Source organism: Bosea sp. OAE506 (genome assembly GCF_040546595.1).
Taxonomy (GTDB): domain Bacteria; phylum Pseudomonadota; class Alphaproteobacteria; order Rhizobiales; family Beijerinckiaceae; genus Allobosea.
In genome coordinates, this window is sequence record NZ_JBEPOB010000001.1 from 3,212,885 (window position 1) to 3,228,480 (window position 15,596).

Annotated in this window: 14 protein-coding genes and 1 pseudogene; 9 read left to right on the top strand and 6 right to left on the bottom strand. The window is 68.1% G+C overall.

The window, feature by feature from the left end:
* Nucleotides 1-89 precede the first annotated feature (89 nt).
* The 4 genes from ABIE41_RS15685 (at nucleotide 90) to ABIE41_RS15700 (ending at nucleotide 4,079) form a co-directional block, all read left to right on the top strand.
* A complete protein-coding gene (locus ABIE41_RS15685) occupies nucleotides 90-671 on the top strand; it encodes a YqaA family protein (RefSeq protein WP_192641263.1) in 582 nt (193 codons plus the stop codon).
* A gap of 294 nt (nucleotides 672-965) precedes the next feature.
* Entirely contained in the window at nucleotides 966-2,696 is a 1,731-nt protein-coding gene (ilvD, locus tag ABIE41_RS15690; protein WP_192641264.1) for a dihydroxy-acid dehydratase, read from the top strand.
* The gene (locus ABIE41_RS15695; protein WP_354192461.1) at nucleotides 2,683-3,630 is read left to right on the top strand and encodes a tetratricopeptide repeat protein; all 948 of its coding nucleotides are present in this window, start codon (nucleotides 2,683-2,685) and stop codon (nucleotides 3,628-3,630) included. The genes ilvD and ABIE41_RS15695 overlap by 14 nt, the downstream gene beginning before the upstream one ends.
* Nucleotides 3,631-3,710: 80 nt before the next feature.
* Entirely contained in the window at nucleotides 3,711-4,079 is a 369-nt protein-coding gene (locus ABIE41_RS15700) for a hypothetical protein (RefSeq protein ID WP_192641265.1), read from the top strand.
* 22 nt (nucleotides 4,080-4,101) lie between these two features.
* On the opposite strand, the gene xth is transcribed toward ABIE41_RS15700, so the two are convergent.
* The 4 genes from xth to ABIE41_RS15720 all read right to left on the bottom strand — a co-directional run bounded on the left by xth (nucleotide 4,102) and on the right by ABIE41_RS15720 (nucleotide 6,575).
* Nucleotides 4,102-4,887, bottom strand: coding sequence for an exodeoxyribonuclease III (xth, locus tag ABIE41_RS15705; protein ID WP_192641266.1), 786 nt, complete (start codon nucleotides 4,885-4,887; stop codon nucleotides 4,102-4,104).
* A gap of 15 nt (nucleotides 4,888-4,902) precedes the next feature.
* Nucleotides 4,903-5,631: an LrgB family protein gene (locus ABIE41_RS15710; RefSeq protein WP_354192463.1), complete on the bottom strand. Its 729-nt coding sequence runs from the start codon at nucleotides 5,629-5,631 to the stop codon at nucleotides 4,903-4,905.
* Nucleotides 5,628-5,999, bottom strand: coding sequence for a CidA/LrgA family protein (locus tag ABIE41_RS15715; RefSeq protein ID WP_192641267.1), 372 nt, complete (start codon nucleotides 5,997-5,999; stop codon nucleotides 5,628-5,630). Before ABIE41_RS15715 ends, ABIE41_RS15710 begins: the two co-directional genes overlap by 4 nt.
* Before the next feature lie 108 nt (nucleotides 6,000-6,107).
* On the bottom strand, nucleotides 6,108-6,575 hold the full coding sequence (locus ABIE41_RS15720) for a BA14K family protein (RefSeq protein WP_192641268.1): 468 nt from the start codon (nucleotides 6,573-6,575) through the stop codon (nucleotides 6,108-6,110).
* Between the two features lie 244 nt (nucleotides 6,576-6,819).
* On the opposite strand from ABIE41_RS15720, the gene ABIE41_RS15725 reads away from it, so the two are divergent.
* Nucleotides 6,820-7,404 (top strand): TIGR00645 family protein, encoded by a 585-nt coding sequence (locus ABIE41_RS15725; protein WP_192641269.1) that lies wholly within the window; start codon nucleotides 6,820-6,822, stop codon nucleotides 7,402-7,404.
* A gap of 24 nt (nucleotides 7,405-7,428) precedes the next feature.
* Here ABIE41_RS15725 and trpE read toward each other — a convergent pair whose 3' ends face one another.
* On the bottom strand, nucleotides 7,429-8,958 hold the full coding sequence (trpE, locus tag ABIE41_RS15730; RefSeq protein ID WP_192641270.1) for an anthranilate synthase component I: 1,530 nt from the start codon (nucleotides 8,956-8,958) through the stop codon (nucleotides 7,429-7,431).
* A gap of 2 nt (nucleotides 8,959-8,960) precedes the next feature.
* Nucleotides 8,961-10,874, bottom strand: a complete 1,914-nt coding sequence (locus ABIE41_RS15735) for a peptidylprolyl isomerase (protein WP_354192464.1) — start codon at nucleotides 10,872-10,874, stop codon at nucleotides 8,961-8,963.
* A gap of 198 nt (nucleotides 10,875-11,072) precedes the next feature.
* Between ABIE41_RS15735 and tpiA the strand changes: the two are divergent.
* The 4 genes and pseudogenes from tpiA (at nucleotide 11,073) to argC (ending at nucleotide 15,552) form a co-directional block, all read left to right on the top strand.
* Nucleotides 11,073-11,835 (top strand): annotated as a pseudogene (tpiA, locus tag ABIE41_RS15740) (triose-phosphate isomerase).
* A gap of 183 nt (nucleotides 11,836-12,018) precedes the next feature.
* Nucleotides 12,019-12,420, top strand: coding sequence for a preprotein translocase subunit SecG (gene secG, locus ABIE41_RS15745; protein ID WP_192642810.1), 402 nt, complete (start codon nucleotides 12,019-12,021; stop codon nucleotides 12,418-12,420).
* Between the two features lie 211 nt (nucleotides 12,421-12,631).
* Nucleotides 12,632-14,260, top strand: a complete 1,629-nt coding sequence (locus ABIE41_RS15750) for a CTP synthase (RefSeq protein WP_192641272.1) — start codon at nucleotides 12,632-12,634, stop codon at nucleotides 14,258-14,260.
* 320 nt (nucleotides 14,261-14,580) lie between these two features.
* A complete protein-coding gene (argC, locus tag ABIE41_RS15755) occupies nucleotides 14,581-15,552 on the top strand; it encodes an N-acetyl-gamma-glutamyl-phosphate reductase (protein ID WP_192641273.1) in 972 nt (323 codons plus the stop codon).
* Nucleotides 15,553-15,596 lie beyond the last annotated feature (44 nt).

Consider the following 15,596-nt stretch of genomic DNA (forward strand, 5'->3'; position numbering starts at 1 on the left):
TTCTTCCCGCGACACGGTTAGATGCGCGTGGGGCGCAAGCCCGCCATGCATCTCGACGCCGATAACCCAGGACCGGTTGTTCTTCCGCCATGTTGAAGCGCGCCTATGACGGGCTGGTTGCCTATTCCTCGCATCCGGCCGCCCCCTGGCTGCTGTTCTTCCTGACCTTCGTCGAGAGTTCGGTCAGTCCGCTGCCGCCGATTCCGCTCCTGATCCCGATGTGCATCGCCCGGCCGGACCGCGCCTGGTTCTATGCCGGCGTCTGTTCGCTCGGCGCGGTGCTCGGCGGCTATCTCGGCTACGCCATCGGCGCGCTGCTCTACGACTCGCTGGGCTCCTGGCTGATCAGCATCTACGGCCTGCAGGACAAGGCGGCCGAGCTGATCGCGACCTCGCAGGATTTCTGGTTCTGGGTGCTCGTCACCAAGGGCCTGACGCCGATCCCCTTCAAGATCGTGACGATCATGTCGGGCTTCCTGCACTTCGACCTGTGGAAGTTCACGATCGGGATGGTGATCTCGCGCGTCACCTTCTTTGCGATGATCGCGATCGCGCTGCGCTACTATGGCGACAACATCCGCATCTTCATCGAGAAGCATCTGCCGATGACGGCGCTCGCGCTGGTCGTGGTCATTGTCGGCGGTTTCTTCGTGCTGCCGATGGTGCTTTGAGGAGCGCTTGCCGCACCGCTCCCGGTGTCCGTTTGTGACATCGGCGCAACAGTTCGACGGATTGCACCGGTGGCACCGGGCGGCGATGGAACCGCCGCGATCCCGCCACAAAGCAGCCTCAGCTAGAAGGCGCGATAAGTCTCTGAGATATAGACGAATTAAAGTCTGTCTCCGGCGCTGCGGGAGCTGATCTGCGGGCGGCCGGAGAGGGTGGGGGAGCGTTGCGCCCGGCTTGGACTGCGTGGCACATCTGCCGCGCGCGTCACAGCGCAGGGTGGAACGAGGAAAAAGACGATGGATGCGCGTGTTTTCGACAAGTCCCGGCTTCCCAGCCGGCATGTGAGCGTGGGACCGGCCCGCGCCCCGCACCGCTCCTACTATTACGCCATGGGCATGACCGCCCGGCAGATCTCCCAGCCCTTCGTCGGTGTCGCCTCCTGCTGGAACGAGGCCGCGCCCTGCAACATCTCGCTGATGCGCCAGGCGCAGGCGGTGAAGAAGGGCGTCGCCTCGGCGAGTGGTACGCCGCGCGAGTTCTGCACCATCACCGTCACGGACGGCATCGCCATGGGGCACCAGGGCATGAAGTCGTCGCTCGCCTCGCGCGAATGCATCGCCGACTCGGTCGAGCTGACCATGCGCGGGCATTGCTATGACGCGCTCGTCGGCCTCGCCGGCTGCGACAAGTCACTGCCAGGCATGATGATGGCCATGGTGCGCCTGAACGTGCCCTCGATCTTCATCTATGGCGGCTCGATCCTGCCCGGCACCTTCAAGGGCAAGCCGGTCACGGTTCAGGACGTGTTCGAGGCCGTCGGCAAGCACTCGGTCGGCGCCATGTCCGACGAGGATCTGCAGGAGCTCGAGGAGGCGGCCTGCCCGTCGGCCGGCTCCTGCGGCGCGCAGTTCACAGCCAACACCATGGCCACGGTCGCCGAGGCGATCGGCCTGGCGCTGCCTTATAGCTGCGGCGCGCCGGCGCCCTACGATGTGCGCGACACCTTCTGCTACACCGCCGGCGAGATGGTGATGGAGCTGATCGCGCGCAACATCCGCCCGCGCGACATCGTCACCCGCAAGGCGCTCGAGAACGCGGCGATGGTCGTGGCGGCGTCGGGCGGTTCGACCAACGGCGCGCTGCACCTGCCGGCGATCGCACATGAGTGCGGCATCGACTTCGATCTGTTTGCCGTCGCCGAGATCTTCAAGAAGACCCCCTACATCGCCGATCTCAAGCCGGGCGGGAAATACGTCGCCAAGGACATGTTCGAGGTCGGCGGCATCCCGCTGCTGATGAAGACGCTGCTCGACCATGGCTTCCTGCATGGCGACTGCATGACCGTCACTGGCCGCACGATCGCGGAGAACCTCGCCAAGGTGAAGTGGAACGACGAGCAGGACGTGATCCGTCCCGCCAACCGCCCGCTCTCCGACAATGGCGGCGTCGTCGGCCTGCAGGGCAACCTCGCCCCTGAGGGCGCGATCGTGAAGATCGCCGGCATGACCACCGAGCAGCTGACCTTCACGGGGCCGGCGCGCTGCTTCGACTGCGAGGAGGACGCCTTCGCCTGCGTCAGCAAGCGCGAATACAAGGTCGGCGACGTGCTGGTGATCCGCTACGAGGGTCCCAAGGGCGGTCCGGGCATGCGCGAGATGCTGTCGACCACGGCCGCCCTCTACGGGCAGGGCATGGGCGACAAGGTCGCACTGATCACGGACGGTCGCTTTTCGGGCGCCACGCGCGGCTTCTGTGTCGGCCATGTCGGGCCGGAGGCTGCCGTCGGCGGTCCGATCGGCCTGATCCGCGATGGCGACATCATCGAGCTCGACGCCATCACAGGAAAGCTCGCAGTCCGCCTTTCTGACGCCGAACTTGAGGAGCGTCGTAAGAACTGGGTGCCGCGCAAGACCGACTACAACTCCGGCGCCCTCTGGAAATACGCGCAGACCGTCGGCTCCGCCAAGGGAGGGGCCGTGACCCATCCAGGCGGCGCCGCCGAGACCCATTGTTATGCGGATATCTGAGACCACGATCGCAGCATTGCTCCTCGTCCTGGGCGGCCAGCAGGCCGCCTGGGCGCAGGACGCCATGGGCGCTCGCGGTCCGGTTCCGCCCCGGCCGATTCCCGGCGTCGCGCTCCCCGAGCCCGGCGCCCTCGACGCGCCCTCCACGGGCGCGGCGACCATCGCTCCTTCTCCCGACGCGCCCGCCGCCCATACGGCGTTGCCGCTTGTCCCCTTCAGCAACGCGCGTGACGCGATCCGCGCCTGGATGCGGGACTCCACCGCCGGCAACCAGGCGGGCGCCGTGCGCGCGCTCGAATACGCCGCCGCTCAGGGCCATCTCACGGCGCAGTTCAAGCTGGGCCGGATGTATGCCGGCGGCGAGGGCGTGCCTGCCAGCGACCTCAAGGCTTTCGAGTATTTCTCGAAGATTGCGGACGAGAATGCCGACGCCACGCCCGGCACCGCCAATGGCCGCATTGTCGGCAGCGCCTTCGTCGCGCTCGGCGGCTATTTCATGGACGGGATCAAGGGCAGCTATGTCCGCCCGAATCTCGACCGCGCCTTCGACATGTTCCACTATGCCGCCTCCTATTTCGGCGACCCGGAAGGCCAGTACAATCTAGGCCGGCTCTACATGAACGGGCAGGGCACACGCCGCGACGCCCGCCAGGCGGCGCGCTGGATGAAGCTGTCGGCCGAGAAGGGCTATGCGCCGGCTCGCGCTGTGTTCGGCGACATGCTGCTGCGCGGCGCCGAAGGCGTACCGCGCCAGCCGGTGCTCGGGCTGATGTGGCTGTCGCTGGCGCGCGAAAGCGCCGATCCCGATCGCGACACCTGGATCATCGAGCGCCACGACACCGCGTTCTCGACCGCCTCCGCCAGCGACCGCACGGCGGCGCTCGCCCTGATCGAGCGCCAGCAGGTCGCCGGGGCGCGCGCGGCGCAGCGCTGAGGCCCCGCGCCTTTTCGACGTCGATCGCATCCGGTCGGGCCAAATCCGCGTAACGGCTGCGTCAACCGGGGCTCCGTACCATGCGCATCGCCGCCACTGCCGCCGTCCTCGCCGCGGTCCTCATCCTGCCGTCCATGCCCAGCCGAGCGCAGGTTTCCTATGAAAGCTGGCCGGTCCTGACCGATCCGTTCCCGAGCACGGGCGGCGGCGGCATCATGATCCACGACTACGATCCCGTCGTCGCCGACGGAAAATGCAGCACGAACTTCCGCGCGATCGAGACCAACGGCACGGTCTATCGCAATGCGATCGTGTTCGATGCGGTCGAGACGCAGGGCGGCGTTCTCTGCACCAACGGCAAATGGCGCTCGCTCGACAGCGATGCGACCGGCACCACGCCGTTCAAGGTCTTCCTCAAGGGCGGCGTGAAGCGCGGCTCGGCGGAGTGAGTGGACCCCGGTGAAGGGACCGTCAGGCCGCTCTCAATTCCACCATCACCGGCACATGGTCTGACGGCTTCTCCCAGCCGCGGACATGCTTGGCGATCTGCACGCCTTCCAGCCGGTCGGCGGCCTGGGGCGAGAGCAGCAGATGGTCGATGCGTATGCCGTTGTTCCGCTGCCAGGCGCCTGCCTGATAGTCCCAGAAGGTGTAGAGGCCGGCCTCGTCGGTGGTGGCACGCAGGGCCTCGGTGAGGCCGAGGTTGATGAGGTCGCGGAACGCTGTCCGGGTCTGCGGCAGGAAGAGCGCATCCGAGACCCACGCGGCCGGGTCGCGCGCGTCGCGCGGCTCGGCGATAACATTGTAGTCGCCCGCCAGCACCAGCGGCTCCTCATGGTCGAGCAGCATCCGGGCATGGGCCGTGAGGCGCTTCATCCAGCCGAGCTTGTAGGGGTATTTCTCGGTGTTCGGCGGGTTACCGTTCGGCAGGTAGATCGAAGCCAGCCGCACGACGCCTGAGCCCAGCGGGAGCACGCCTTCGAGATAGCGCGCCTGTTCGTCGGATTCGTCACCAGGCAGGCCGCGGCGGACATCCTCAAGCTTCGCCCGGGAGAGAATCGCGACGCCGTTGAAGGTCTTCTGGCCATGGGTCTCGACCTGCCAGCCGGCCTCCTCGATCTCGCGGCGCGGGAAATCGGCATCGACGCATTTGATCTCCTGCAGGCAGAGCGCGTCGGGCTGCGCCTCCTTCAGGAAATCCAGCAGGTGGCCGAGCCGCTGGCGGACCGAGTTCACGTTCCAGGTGGCGATGAACAAGGGGAAGGCTCCGGATCAGAAGAGACGCAGGATAAGCGGCACGAGCGCCGCCGTGACAAGCCCGTTCAGCCCCATCGCGATGGCGGCAAAGGCGCCGGCCACGGGGTGGACCTGGAAGGCGCGCGCGGTGCCGATGCCGTGCGCCGCAAGGCCGGCCGCGAAGCCACGGGCGCGCCAGTCCGTGAAGCCGAGTGCGATCATCAGCGGTGTCACGATCACGGCGCCCAGAATGCCCGTGGCGATCACCAGCGTCGCCGTCAGCGAGGGCTCGCCGCCGATCTCACGGGCGATGCCCATGGCGATCGCTGCCGTCACCGATTTCGGCGCGAGCGAGGCCAGGATCGGCTGCGGAATGCCGAAGGCCGCCGCGATGCCGACGGCGCTGACGACAGCAGTGAAGGCTCCGGCGAAGAGCGCCGCGAGGATCGGCAGCACGGCCTTGCGCACCAGCGGCCAGTGCCGGTGCAGCGGCAGGGCGAGCGCGACGGTGGCCGGGCCGAGCAGGAAATGGACGAACTGCGCGCCCTGGAAATAGGTCTCGAACGGAGTGCGCGTCGCCGTCAGGATCGCGGCGAGAATGGCAACGGCGATCAGGACGGGATTGGCGAGCGGATGCCGGTCGAAGCGCGCGGAGATGCGATCGGCGACGACATAGGCCGCCAGCGTCACGGTCAGCCAGAGCAGCGGGTCGGCGGCGAGATAGACCCAGAGCGTCTCGACCCGCGTCAGATCGGGCGCCGTCACGGGTTGGGGTCCGGGCGGCTGTCGACGAGGGCGGCGACCTTGACGAAGACAAACGCGGTGACGGCGAGCGTCAGCGCCGTCGAGACGAGGAGCGCGGCGATGAGGCCCGGTCCATGGGCGAGCAGCGATCCGGCATGGCGGACGATGCCGGTGCCGGCCGGCACGAATAGCAGCGAGAGATGGGCGAGCAGCACGCCCGCCACCGTCGCCAGCGGCGCGCCCTCCAGAGCGGCCGAGGGACGCCAGCGCAGGCCGAGGAAGAGCAGGGCGAGCCCGATGACCGGTCCCGGCACTGGCAGCGCGAAGAGCCGCGCCAGGGCCTCGCCGGCGAGCTGGCAGGCGAGCAGAAGGGTGAGGGCGAGGATCATGCGGAATGCTCCGGTGTTGACCCAGCCTATCGCCCCGCAGCGCCATCGACAAAAAAACCTCCCCGCATCGCTGCGGGGAGGTGTGGACGACCGACAGGTCGCGACATGTCAGGGGCAGGCGCGGACCACGCCGCCCGCGGCGATGTAGGTGCCCGTCTCGGGATCGTAGGTGCGGAAGCGGCGCGAGCAATAGGCCACCGCATCGACATCGGCCTCGCTGTAGCCATAGGCGCGCACGGGAGCGCCATAGACCGGGGCTGGCGCGACATAGACGGGGGCGGGCTCGACATAGCGCGGGCCGGCAAGGGCACCGGCGGCCAGCGCGCCACCGATCACGCCGGCTGCGATGCCGGCGCCGACCGCCGCACCGCGGCCGCCACGGTAATAGCCGCCACGATAGCCATAGCGCGGCCCGTAGCCGTAACGGCGATACTGGACGGTCTCGACGAGATCGCCGGCTGCGCCGGCTGTCGCCAGCGCAGGGGTTGCCATCGCCGCGATCGGTGCGGCGGAGGCCGGGGCGGCGATCAGGGCCGTGCCGATCAGGGCGGCTGCGAGGCTGAAGGTCTTGATCATGGACAGATCCTCTCTTCTGAAGCGAGAGGAAGCTTGCGCGTCCTCCGAAGGGTCACAAAGCGTAATGCGGACGCCTGTATCTCGGAAGGGTGACACGGGATCGCGTCAAAATTTCGTCGTCCTTGCTCGTGTAGAGCGGCGGCCGTGACGCGGCGGAAGAGCTTGCGCGCGCCGCCATTGCATTCCATATCGCGGCGGCTGATTTTGCACTGCATCATCCGTTGCAAGGATTAAGAGGCCGATCATGGCGAACGCCGGCGAAACCCCTCCTCAGAAGACTGCGCTGGCGCCCTCGCAGCTCAGCCTGATGTCACGGATCATCTTCGGCTCGCGCTGGCTGCAGCTGCCGCTTTATCTCGGACTGATCGTGGCGCAGTGCGTCTACGTGTTCAAATTCCTGAAGGAGCTGGTGCATCTCGTCCAGCACGCGACGGATTTCAGCGAGCAGCAGATCATGCTGGTCGTGCTGGGCCTGATCGACGTGGTGATGATCTCGAACCTGCTGGTGATGGTCATCGTCGGTGGCTACGAGACCTTCGTGTCGCGGCTCAATCTGCAGGGCCATCCCGACCAGCCGGAATGGCTGAGCCACGTCAATGCGAGCGTGCTCAAGATCAAGCTCGCGATGGCGATCATTGGCATCTCGTCGATCCACCTGCTGCGGACCTTCATCGAGGCCGGCAATATAGGCAGCGCCAACCGCACCACGGACTACACCGAGACCGGAATCATCCTGCAGACGGTAATCCACACGGTCTTCATCATCTCCGCCATTGGCATCGCCTGGGTCGACCGGATGACGGTGCCGGCGTCCGGCAAGGGGCACTGACGGGTCCGCAACAGCCCGCGCGGGCTACTGCCCGCGGCCGGCCCGCGAGGCGAAGCGGATGGCCTCTTCGGCGGCGCGGAACAGGGCCTTGGCCTTGTTCACGCATTCGGCCTGCTCGGAGGCGGGGTTCGAATCATAGACGATCCCGGCGCCGGCCTGGACATGCATGCGGCCGTCCTTGACCACCGCCGTCCGCAGCACGATGCAGGTGTCCATCTCACCATTGGCGCCGAAATAGCCGATGCAGCCGCCATAGGCGCCGCGTGCATCCTGTTCGAGCTCGTCGATGATCTCCATGGCGCGCACCTTCGGCGCGCCCGAGACGGTTCCGGCGGGGAAGCCCGCCGACAGCGCCGCGAGCGCGTCATGGCGCGGGTCGATCGTCCCCTCGACATTGGAGACGATGTGCATGACCTGGCTGTAGCGCTCGATGAAGAAGGAATCGGTGACCCTCACCGATCCAATCTGAGCGACGCGGCCGACATCGTTGCGGCCGAGATCAAGCAGCATCAGGTGCTCGGCGCGCTCCTTGGGATCGGCCAGCAGCTCCTGGGCCAGGGCCTCGTCCTCGGCCGGGGTGGCGCCGCGGCGGCGCGTGCCGGCGATCGGGCGGATGGTGACCGTGTCGTCGCGCAGCCGGACCAGGATCTCCGGACTCGAGCAGACGATCTGGAAGTCGGCGAAGTCGAGATAGCACAGGAACGGCGCCGGGTTGACGCGGCGCAGCGCCCTGTAGAGCGCAAAAGGCGGAAGCTGGAACGGTGCCTCGAAGCGCTGCGACAGGACCACCTGGAAGATGTCGCCGGCGCGGATGTAGTCCTGCGCGGCCGCCACCATCTCCTGGAAGCGCTCCTCGCTGGTGTTGGACATGACCGTCGGCTCGGGCAGGGCGGCGATGTCGATCGCCGCATCCGGGGGCAGGGGGCCCTCCAGCGCGCGCACCACCGCATCCAGCCGTTCGAGCGCCCGCTCATGGGCGGCACGGGCGGGGACACCCGGCTGGCGACGCACCGGCGTCACCACATGGATCTCGTCGCGCACCGAATCGAACACGACCATCAGCGTCGGCCGGCTCAGGATCGCATCGGGCACGCCGGTGCCGGTGTCCTTGGGCTCCGGCAGGCGCTCCATCAGGCGCACCATGTCGTAGCCGAGATAGCCGAAGACGCCCGCCGCCATCGGCGGCAGCTCGCCGGCGCCTGGCGCGTCGTCCTCGGGAATGGCGCTTTCCTCGAGGAGCGCGCGCAGGCTCTCGAAGGCGGGGCGGGGATCGGGAAGGAAGCCGTCGCCGAGCGCCGGGCGGCAGAGGGCGGCCTCGCCGTGATGGCAGCGCCAGATCAGGTCGGGCTCGAGGCCGATCATCGAATAGCGACCGCGGACCGCGCCGCCCTCGACCGATTCGAGCAGGAAGGCAGGCCCGGTCGTGGCGTGGCGCAGCTTCAGGAAGGCGGCGACCGGCGTCTCGCAATCGCCGACCAGCACCTGCCGCAGCAGTTGCGGGGTGCCGGCCTCATAGGCGGCGGCGAAGGCCTCGCTGTCCTGCGCCTCCGCCATGGTCAGTTCTGGTTTCCGCCGGTGGCGTTGCGGAACGCGGTCTCGTTGATCGCGACGCCGAGTTCCGCCTGGCGCTGCGTGACATACTGGGCCAGGACATCCTCGCTGACGCTGGCGGCGAGGGTGCGCGAGAAGTTCTCCGCCTCCTGGGTGGTGCGGGCATAGCTCGGCACCGTGGCGGCATCGACCTTGAACAGGATGCGCCCGCCATCGGCGACGGAAGCCGAGGCACTCTTGCCGGCCGGCGTGCCGAAGATCAGGCTGACGACGTTGCTCGGCAGGTCCGGGAGCTGGTCCTGGCGGCCAAGACCGTTGGCCTGCTCGATGGTGAGGCCGGCCGAGGCCGCGACCGCATCGAAGGCCTCGCCTTTGTCGAGCCGCTCGACCAGTTCGCGCGCCTTGGCGGAGAGGCGGGTTGCGACCTCGTCGGTGCGCCACTGCGTCTCGACCTGCGCCTTGACCTCGTCGAAGCCCTGCTCGCGCGAGGCGTCGATCTTGCGCACATCGTACCAGACATAGCCGGCGTCGCGCGGCAGGCGGATCGCCTCGTTGTCGACCCCGGGCTCCGAGCGGAAAATGCCCTGGATGGTCGCGTCACCTCCGGGCAGGGCCGGCTCGGTGCCGCCATCGGTGCGGCGCAGGCCGGCATCGACCGGGCCGACGCTGCGCAACGGCAGGTTGAACTCCTTGGCGATCTCGGCCAGCGGCTTGGCGGCGGCGCGCTGATCCTCGATGCGGTCATGGATCTCGGTGATGCGGCTCGCGGCCCGGCGGGTCGCGACCTCGCCGCGCATCTCGGCGGCGACGGCCTCGAAGGGCCGCACCGCCTCCGGCACGAGGGCGGTGACGCGCAGGAGCACGGGGCCGAATGCGCTGGTGACGGGCGCGCTGACAGCGCCCTCCTGCAGGGCGAAGGCGGCCTCGCGCACGGCCGGGTCGAAAACCTGGGTGCGGGTGAAGGTGCCCAGCGTCAGATCGGCTGCGGCGACATTGCGGGCGGCCGCGACCGCGTCGAAGGTTTCGCCGGCCTCGATGCGGGCGCGGGCGGCCTGCGCCTCCTCGGCCGTCGGGAAGGCGATCTGCTGGATGGTGCGCGTCTCGGCTGTGGTGAAGCGCTGCGCCTTGACCTCCTCATAGCGGGCACGGGCATCGGCTTCGCTGACGGCGCCGGTATCGGCCAGGCTCTCGGCCGTGAGGGCGAGCAGATCGGCGGTGCGCCGCTCGGGCGCCCGGAAGGCGCTCTTGCGCTCGTCATAGAAGGTCTTGAGCTGAGCCTCCGTCGGCGCCGGGATCTCGCCGGCGAAGGAGGGCGCGAGGCGAACCAGCGTGACGTCGCGGCGCTCGTTGCGCAGGCGGTGGCCGAGCTCCTGCAATGCGACCGGGGACGCGACGGCGCCGACGACCATCTCGCCGATCTGCTGGCGCAGGATCGTAGCGCGCTGCTCGCGGACATAGGCCTGCTCGGTGAAGCCGTTGGCGCGCAGCAGCTCGTTGAAGCGGGCGCCGGAGAAATTGCCCGAGGCGTCGCGGAAGGCCGGATCCTCGAAGATCAGGTTGCGGATGGTGTCGTCGGAGACGGCGAGGCGCATCGCGCGCCCGGTCTGGTCGAGCACCGATTCCGTGATGAGGCGGGAGAGGACCTGCCGGTCGAGGCCGAGCGCTCGCGCCATTTCGGGGGTGATCTGCCGGCGCTGCTGGCGGGTCAGCTGCTGGACGTCGTTCTGGAAGGCGGTGCGCACCTGCTCCAGCCCGATCTCCGCCTTGCCGACGCGGGCGACGGAGTTGCGGCCATAGCCCTGGAAGATGTCGCCGATGCCCCAGATCGCGAAGGAGAAGATCAGGAAGCCGAACAGGACGAAGATCACGAGCTTGCCGAAGAAGCTCTGGCCCGCCTTGCGGATGCCCGTCATCATCATGGAGATCGATCTTTCCCTGGCCTGGCGGGGCGCTCAGAGCGGCCCTGCCGGTTTTCGTCGGTGCCGCTTATAGGAACCGCGGGGCGATGCCGCAATCGCCCGCGCGGATTCGTGTCGCGAAGCCGCGGTGGACCGGTCGCCCGATTGCAGCGCGGGGCGGCGGTTGCTAGAGCCGGGCCAACCCATAGGAGGACGCAGGTGACGCGCAGCATCAGGCCCCTGGTGGCCGGCAACCTGGAAGATGAACGGGCTGAAGGCGGATCTCGCCATCGCGACCGAGGTGGCCAAGGCCTATGACATCGGCCTGAAGAGCGCCGTGGATCTCGCGATCTGCCCGCCCGCCAGCCTGCTCTATCTGGCGAGCGCCGCACTGGTGGGAACGCGGATCGCGACCGGCGGCCAGGATTGCAGCATGCAGGAGGCCGGGGCTTTCACCGGCGAAGTCTCCGCTGCGATGCTGGCCGATGCCGGGGCGGCCTTCGCCATCGTCGGCCATTCCGAGCGCCGCACGCTTCATGGCGAGACCAACGCGACCGTGAAGGCCAAGGCGCACGCCGCGCAGAAGGCGCTGCTGGTGCCGATCGTCTGCGTCGGCGAAACGAAGGCGGAGCGCGAGGCCGGCAAGGCGGTCGCGGTCGTCCGCAAGCAGCTGCGCGGCTCCATTCCCGACGGCGCCACGGCGGCGACGCTGGTCGTGGCCTATGAGCCGGTCTGGGCAATCGGTACCGGGCTGACCCCGACCGCAGCCGATGTCGCGGAGATGCACGAGGCGATCCGGGCCGAGCTCGGGCGGATGCTCGGCAAGGCGGCCGCGGCCGGTGTTCGCCTGCTCTATGGCGGCTCGGTGAAGCCCTCCAACGCCGCCGAATTGATGAATGTCGCCCATGTCGACGGCGCGCTCGTCGGCGGGGCGAGCCTCAAGGCCGAGGATTTCCTGGCGATCGCCCGGGCCTGCGCCTGAGCCCAACGACGCAAAACCGCGCCCGGCGGCTATCGCCGGGGTGGTGCGGCCGTCGCTTGCATGCTATGGGCCGCGCCGACCCTGCCTGCCGGTTCCGGCCGGTAGCGGCATGAGGTGCGGGTGGCCCTTGGCGGCGGCCCGCACCAGACCCATTTCGTGAGCCTGGCTCAGTCTGTCGAGAACATGCAGAACGTCATCATCGTCATCCACCTGATCATCGTGGTCGCGCTCGTCGGCGTGGTCCTGCTGCAGCGCTCCGAAGGCGGCGGGCTTGGCATGGGCTCGGGTGGCGGCGGGGCTGGCGGCTTCATGACCGGCCGCGGCCAGGCCAACGCCCTGACGCGGGCGACCGCGATCCTGGCCGGAGCTTTCTTCCTGACCTCGATCATCCTGGCCGTGATGGCGACGCGCGGCCGCGTCCAGCGCTCGATCATCGACGGCGCGCCGACTCAGAGCGCGCCGGCCACGCCGACCGGGCCGAGCGCTCCCAACGCCGGCGGCGTGCTGGACCAGCTCCGGCAGATGCAGGCGCCGAGCGGCGGGCCGCAGCCGCCCACGCCGGCGCCTCCGGCGCCGCAGCAGTGAGGCAGGCACGTCCCGCAAAAGTGGTCTCCACTTTTGCGACAAGGACTTGGCCAAGCAAGTCTTGGCAGGGGCCGGGCAACCGGCCCTTCTCTTTTGTATGGGGTGCGCCGGCCGGCTGGCCGAGCGCGCCTGTGGACAAGCGTGCAGGGCAAGACGGGGCTGCACGCCTGGACTTAGCGAATCGCGCCCGTCGCTTTAGAGGTGTCCACCCATGACGCGGTATGTTTTCATCACCGGCGGCGTGGTGTCTTCGCTGGGCAAGGGCCTGGCGGCGGCGGCACTGGCGGCCCTCCTGCAGGCGCGCGGCCACACGGTCCGCCTGCGCAAGCTCGACCCCTATCTCAACGTCGATCCGGGCACGATGAGCCCGTATCAGCATGGCGAGGTCTTCGTCACCGATGACGGGGCGGAGACCGACCTCGATCTCGGCCATTACGAGCGCTTCACCGGCCGGCCCTGCAACAAGGGCGACAACATCACCACCGGCCGCATCTACATGGACATCCTGACCAAGGAGCGTCGCGGCGACTATCTCGGCGCGACGATCCAGGTCGTCCCGCATGTCACCAACGCCATCAAGGAATTCATCCTCGACGGCAACGAAGGCTACGACTTCACGCTGGTGGAGATCGGCGGCACGGTCGGCGACATCGAGAGCCTGCCCTTCCTCGAGGCGATCCGGCAGGTGAACCAGCAGCTGCCGCGCGGGCAGTGCATCTTCATCCACCTGACGCTGCTACCCTATATTCCGACCGCCGGCGAGCTGAAGACCAAGCCGACGCAGCATTCGGTCGCCGAGCTGCGCTCGATCGGCATCCAGCCCGACATCCTGCTCTGCCGCACCGATCGCGAGATCCCGCGCGAGGAGCGCCGCAAGCTGGCGCTGTTCTGCAATGTCCGCGAGACGGCGGTGATCGAGGCCCGCGACGTCGCCTCGATCTACGACGTGCCGCTCTCCTACCACGCGGAGGGGCTCGACAACGAGGTGCTGGCGGCCTTCGGCATGGATTCCAGCCACGAGCCCGACGTCTCGAACTGGCGCCGCATCTCCGAGCGCGTGAAGAACCCCGAGGGCGAGGTCACCATCGCTATCGTCGGCAAATATACGGGGATGAAGGACGCCTATAAATCGCTGATCGAGGCGCTGATGCATGGCGGCATCGCCAACCGCGTCAAGGTCAATCTCGACTGGATCGAGTCCGAGGTCTTCGAGAAGGAGGACCCGGCGCCCTTCCTCGAGCATGTCCACGGCATCCTGGTGCCGGGCGGCTTCGGCCATCGCGGCGCCGAGGGCAAGATCCGGGCGGCGACCTTCGCAAGGCAGCGCAAGGTGCCCTATTTCGGCATCTGCTTCGGCATGCAGATGGCGGTGATCGAGGGCGCTCGCTCGCTGGCCGGCATCAAGGACGCCAACTCGACCGAGTTCGGCCCTACCAATGAGCCCGTCGTCGGTCTGATGACGGAGTGGATGCGCGGCAACGAGATCGAACAGCGCGCTGCTGACGGCAATCTCGGCGGGACGATGCGGCTCGGGGCCTATGCCTCGACGCTGCAGGCCGGCTCGAAGATCGCGCAGATCTACGGCACGACCGAAATCTCCGAGCGGCACCGCCACCGCTACGAGGTCAATATGGGCTATCGCGACCAGCTCGAGGCGCAGGGCATGAGCTTCTGCGGCCTTTCGCCGGACGGGCTGCTGCCCGAGACGATCGAATATCCCGACCATCCCTGGTTCATCGGCGTGCAGTACCACCCCGAGCTGAAATCGCGCCCCTTCGAGCCGCATCCGCTGTTTGCGAGCTTCGTCCAGGCCGCGATGGTGCAGAGCCGCCTCGTCTGAGGCGTTTGCGCAGGCCGGGGCCGCCCGATGCGGCGCCGGTCCAAGGAGCCCGCGGGAGGCGGACATTCCGCTTGACGATGGATGTCGCTTGCGGCACCCGTCTCAGACCATGCCGAGCCACCCGATCTTCTGCGATCGACGCCGACGCTGCCGCACCTACGCGGCGGCTCGTCGAGCTGCGCGTCGATCAGAAAGCTTTCGCGTGATGACGGCCTCTCCATAAGCTCATGCGCCAAGGCGGCCTTCGGCCCGCATTCGTGAACCTCCGCAGCCCTCGGCTTCGGGGGTTTTCTTTTGCCCAAAACCAGAAGGACATCACCATGAGCATTCGCGTCGGCATTGTCGGGATTAGCGGTTTCGGTGGCGGCGAAGCGCTGCGCCTGATCGCGAGCCACCCGACATTCGAGCTGGTTTACGCCGCGGGCGAGAGCAGCGCGGGCAGCCGCCTGGTGGATCGCTTCCCCGGCGTGCCAGCCAGGCTGGCCGAACTGGTGATCGCGAAGTGGGACCCCGAGACCCTGCCGCCGCTCGACGTGCTGTTTGCGTCGCTGCCCACGGGCGCCTCGGCCGAAGCTTTGTCGCGCGTTCCCGAGGCGGTGAAGATCGTCGATATCGGCGGCGACCATCGCTATGTCGCGGGCTGGGCCTATGGCCTGGCCGATATCTGGCCAAACCGGATCGAAGGTCAGTGCCGCGTCGCCAATCCCGGCTGCTTCCCCGCCGCGACGCTGACGGCGCTGGCGCCGCTGCTGGCAGAGAAGCTGATCGAGCCCGGCAATATCGTGATCGGCGTCAAGACGGGCATCTCCGGTGCCGGTCGGGGTGGCGACAGCACATTCGGCTATGCCGAGAGCAACGAGAATCTGGTGCCCTATGGTCTGCTCAAGCATGTCCATATGCCCGAGATCGCCCGGACGATCGAGCAGCTGAGCGGTGGCAGCGCGGCTGGGCTGGTGTTGCCGCATCTGGTGCCGATGACGCGCGGTATCCTCGCCACGATCTATTGTCGCGGCAGCGCGACCACGGGGCATTGCCTCGAGGCGGCCCGGCGCTTCTATGCCGGGCGTCCATTCGTCCGCGTGACCGAGAAGCCGCCACAGACCAAATGGGCGACCGGTTCGAACCTCGCCTTCGTCAGCTATGCGGCCGACCCCGAGCGTAACCTCGTGATCGCGATGGGCGTGGTCGACAATCTAGGCAAGGGCGCGGCCGGGCAGGCGGTGCAGAACGCCAACCTGATCTGCGGCCTGCCGGAGACGGCGGGTCTGGATGGGCTACCCGTTTGGCCATGAGGCAGCGGGCCTCCGAGCCGTCTCCGCCTCGCTCCCGTGTGGTC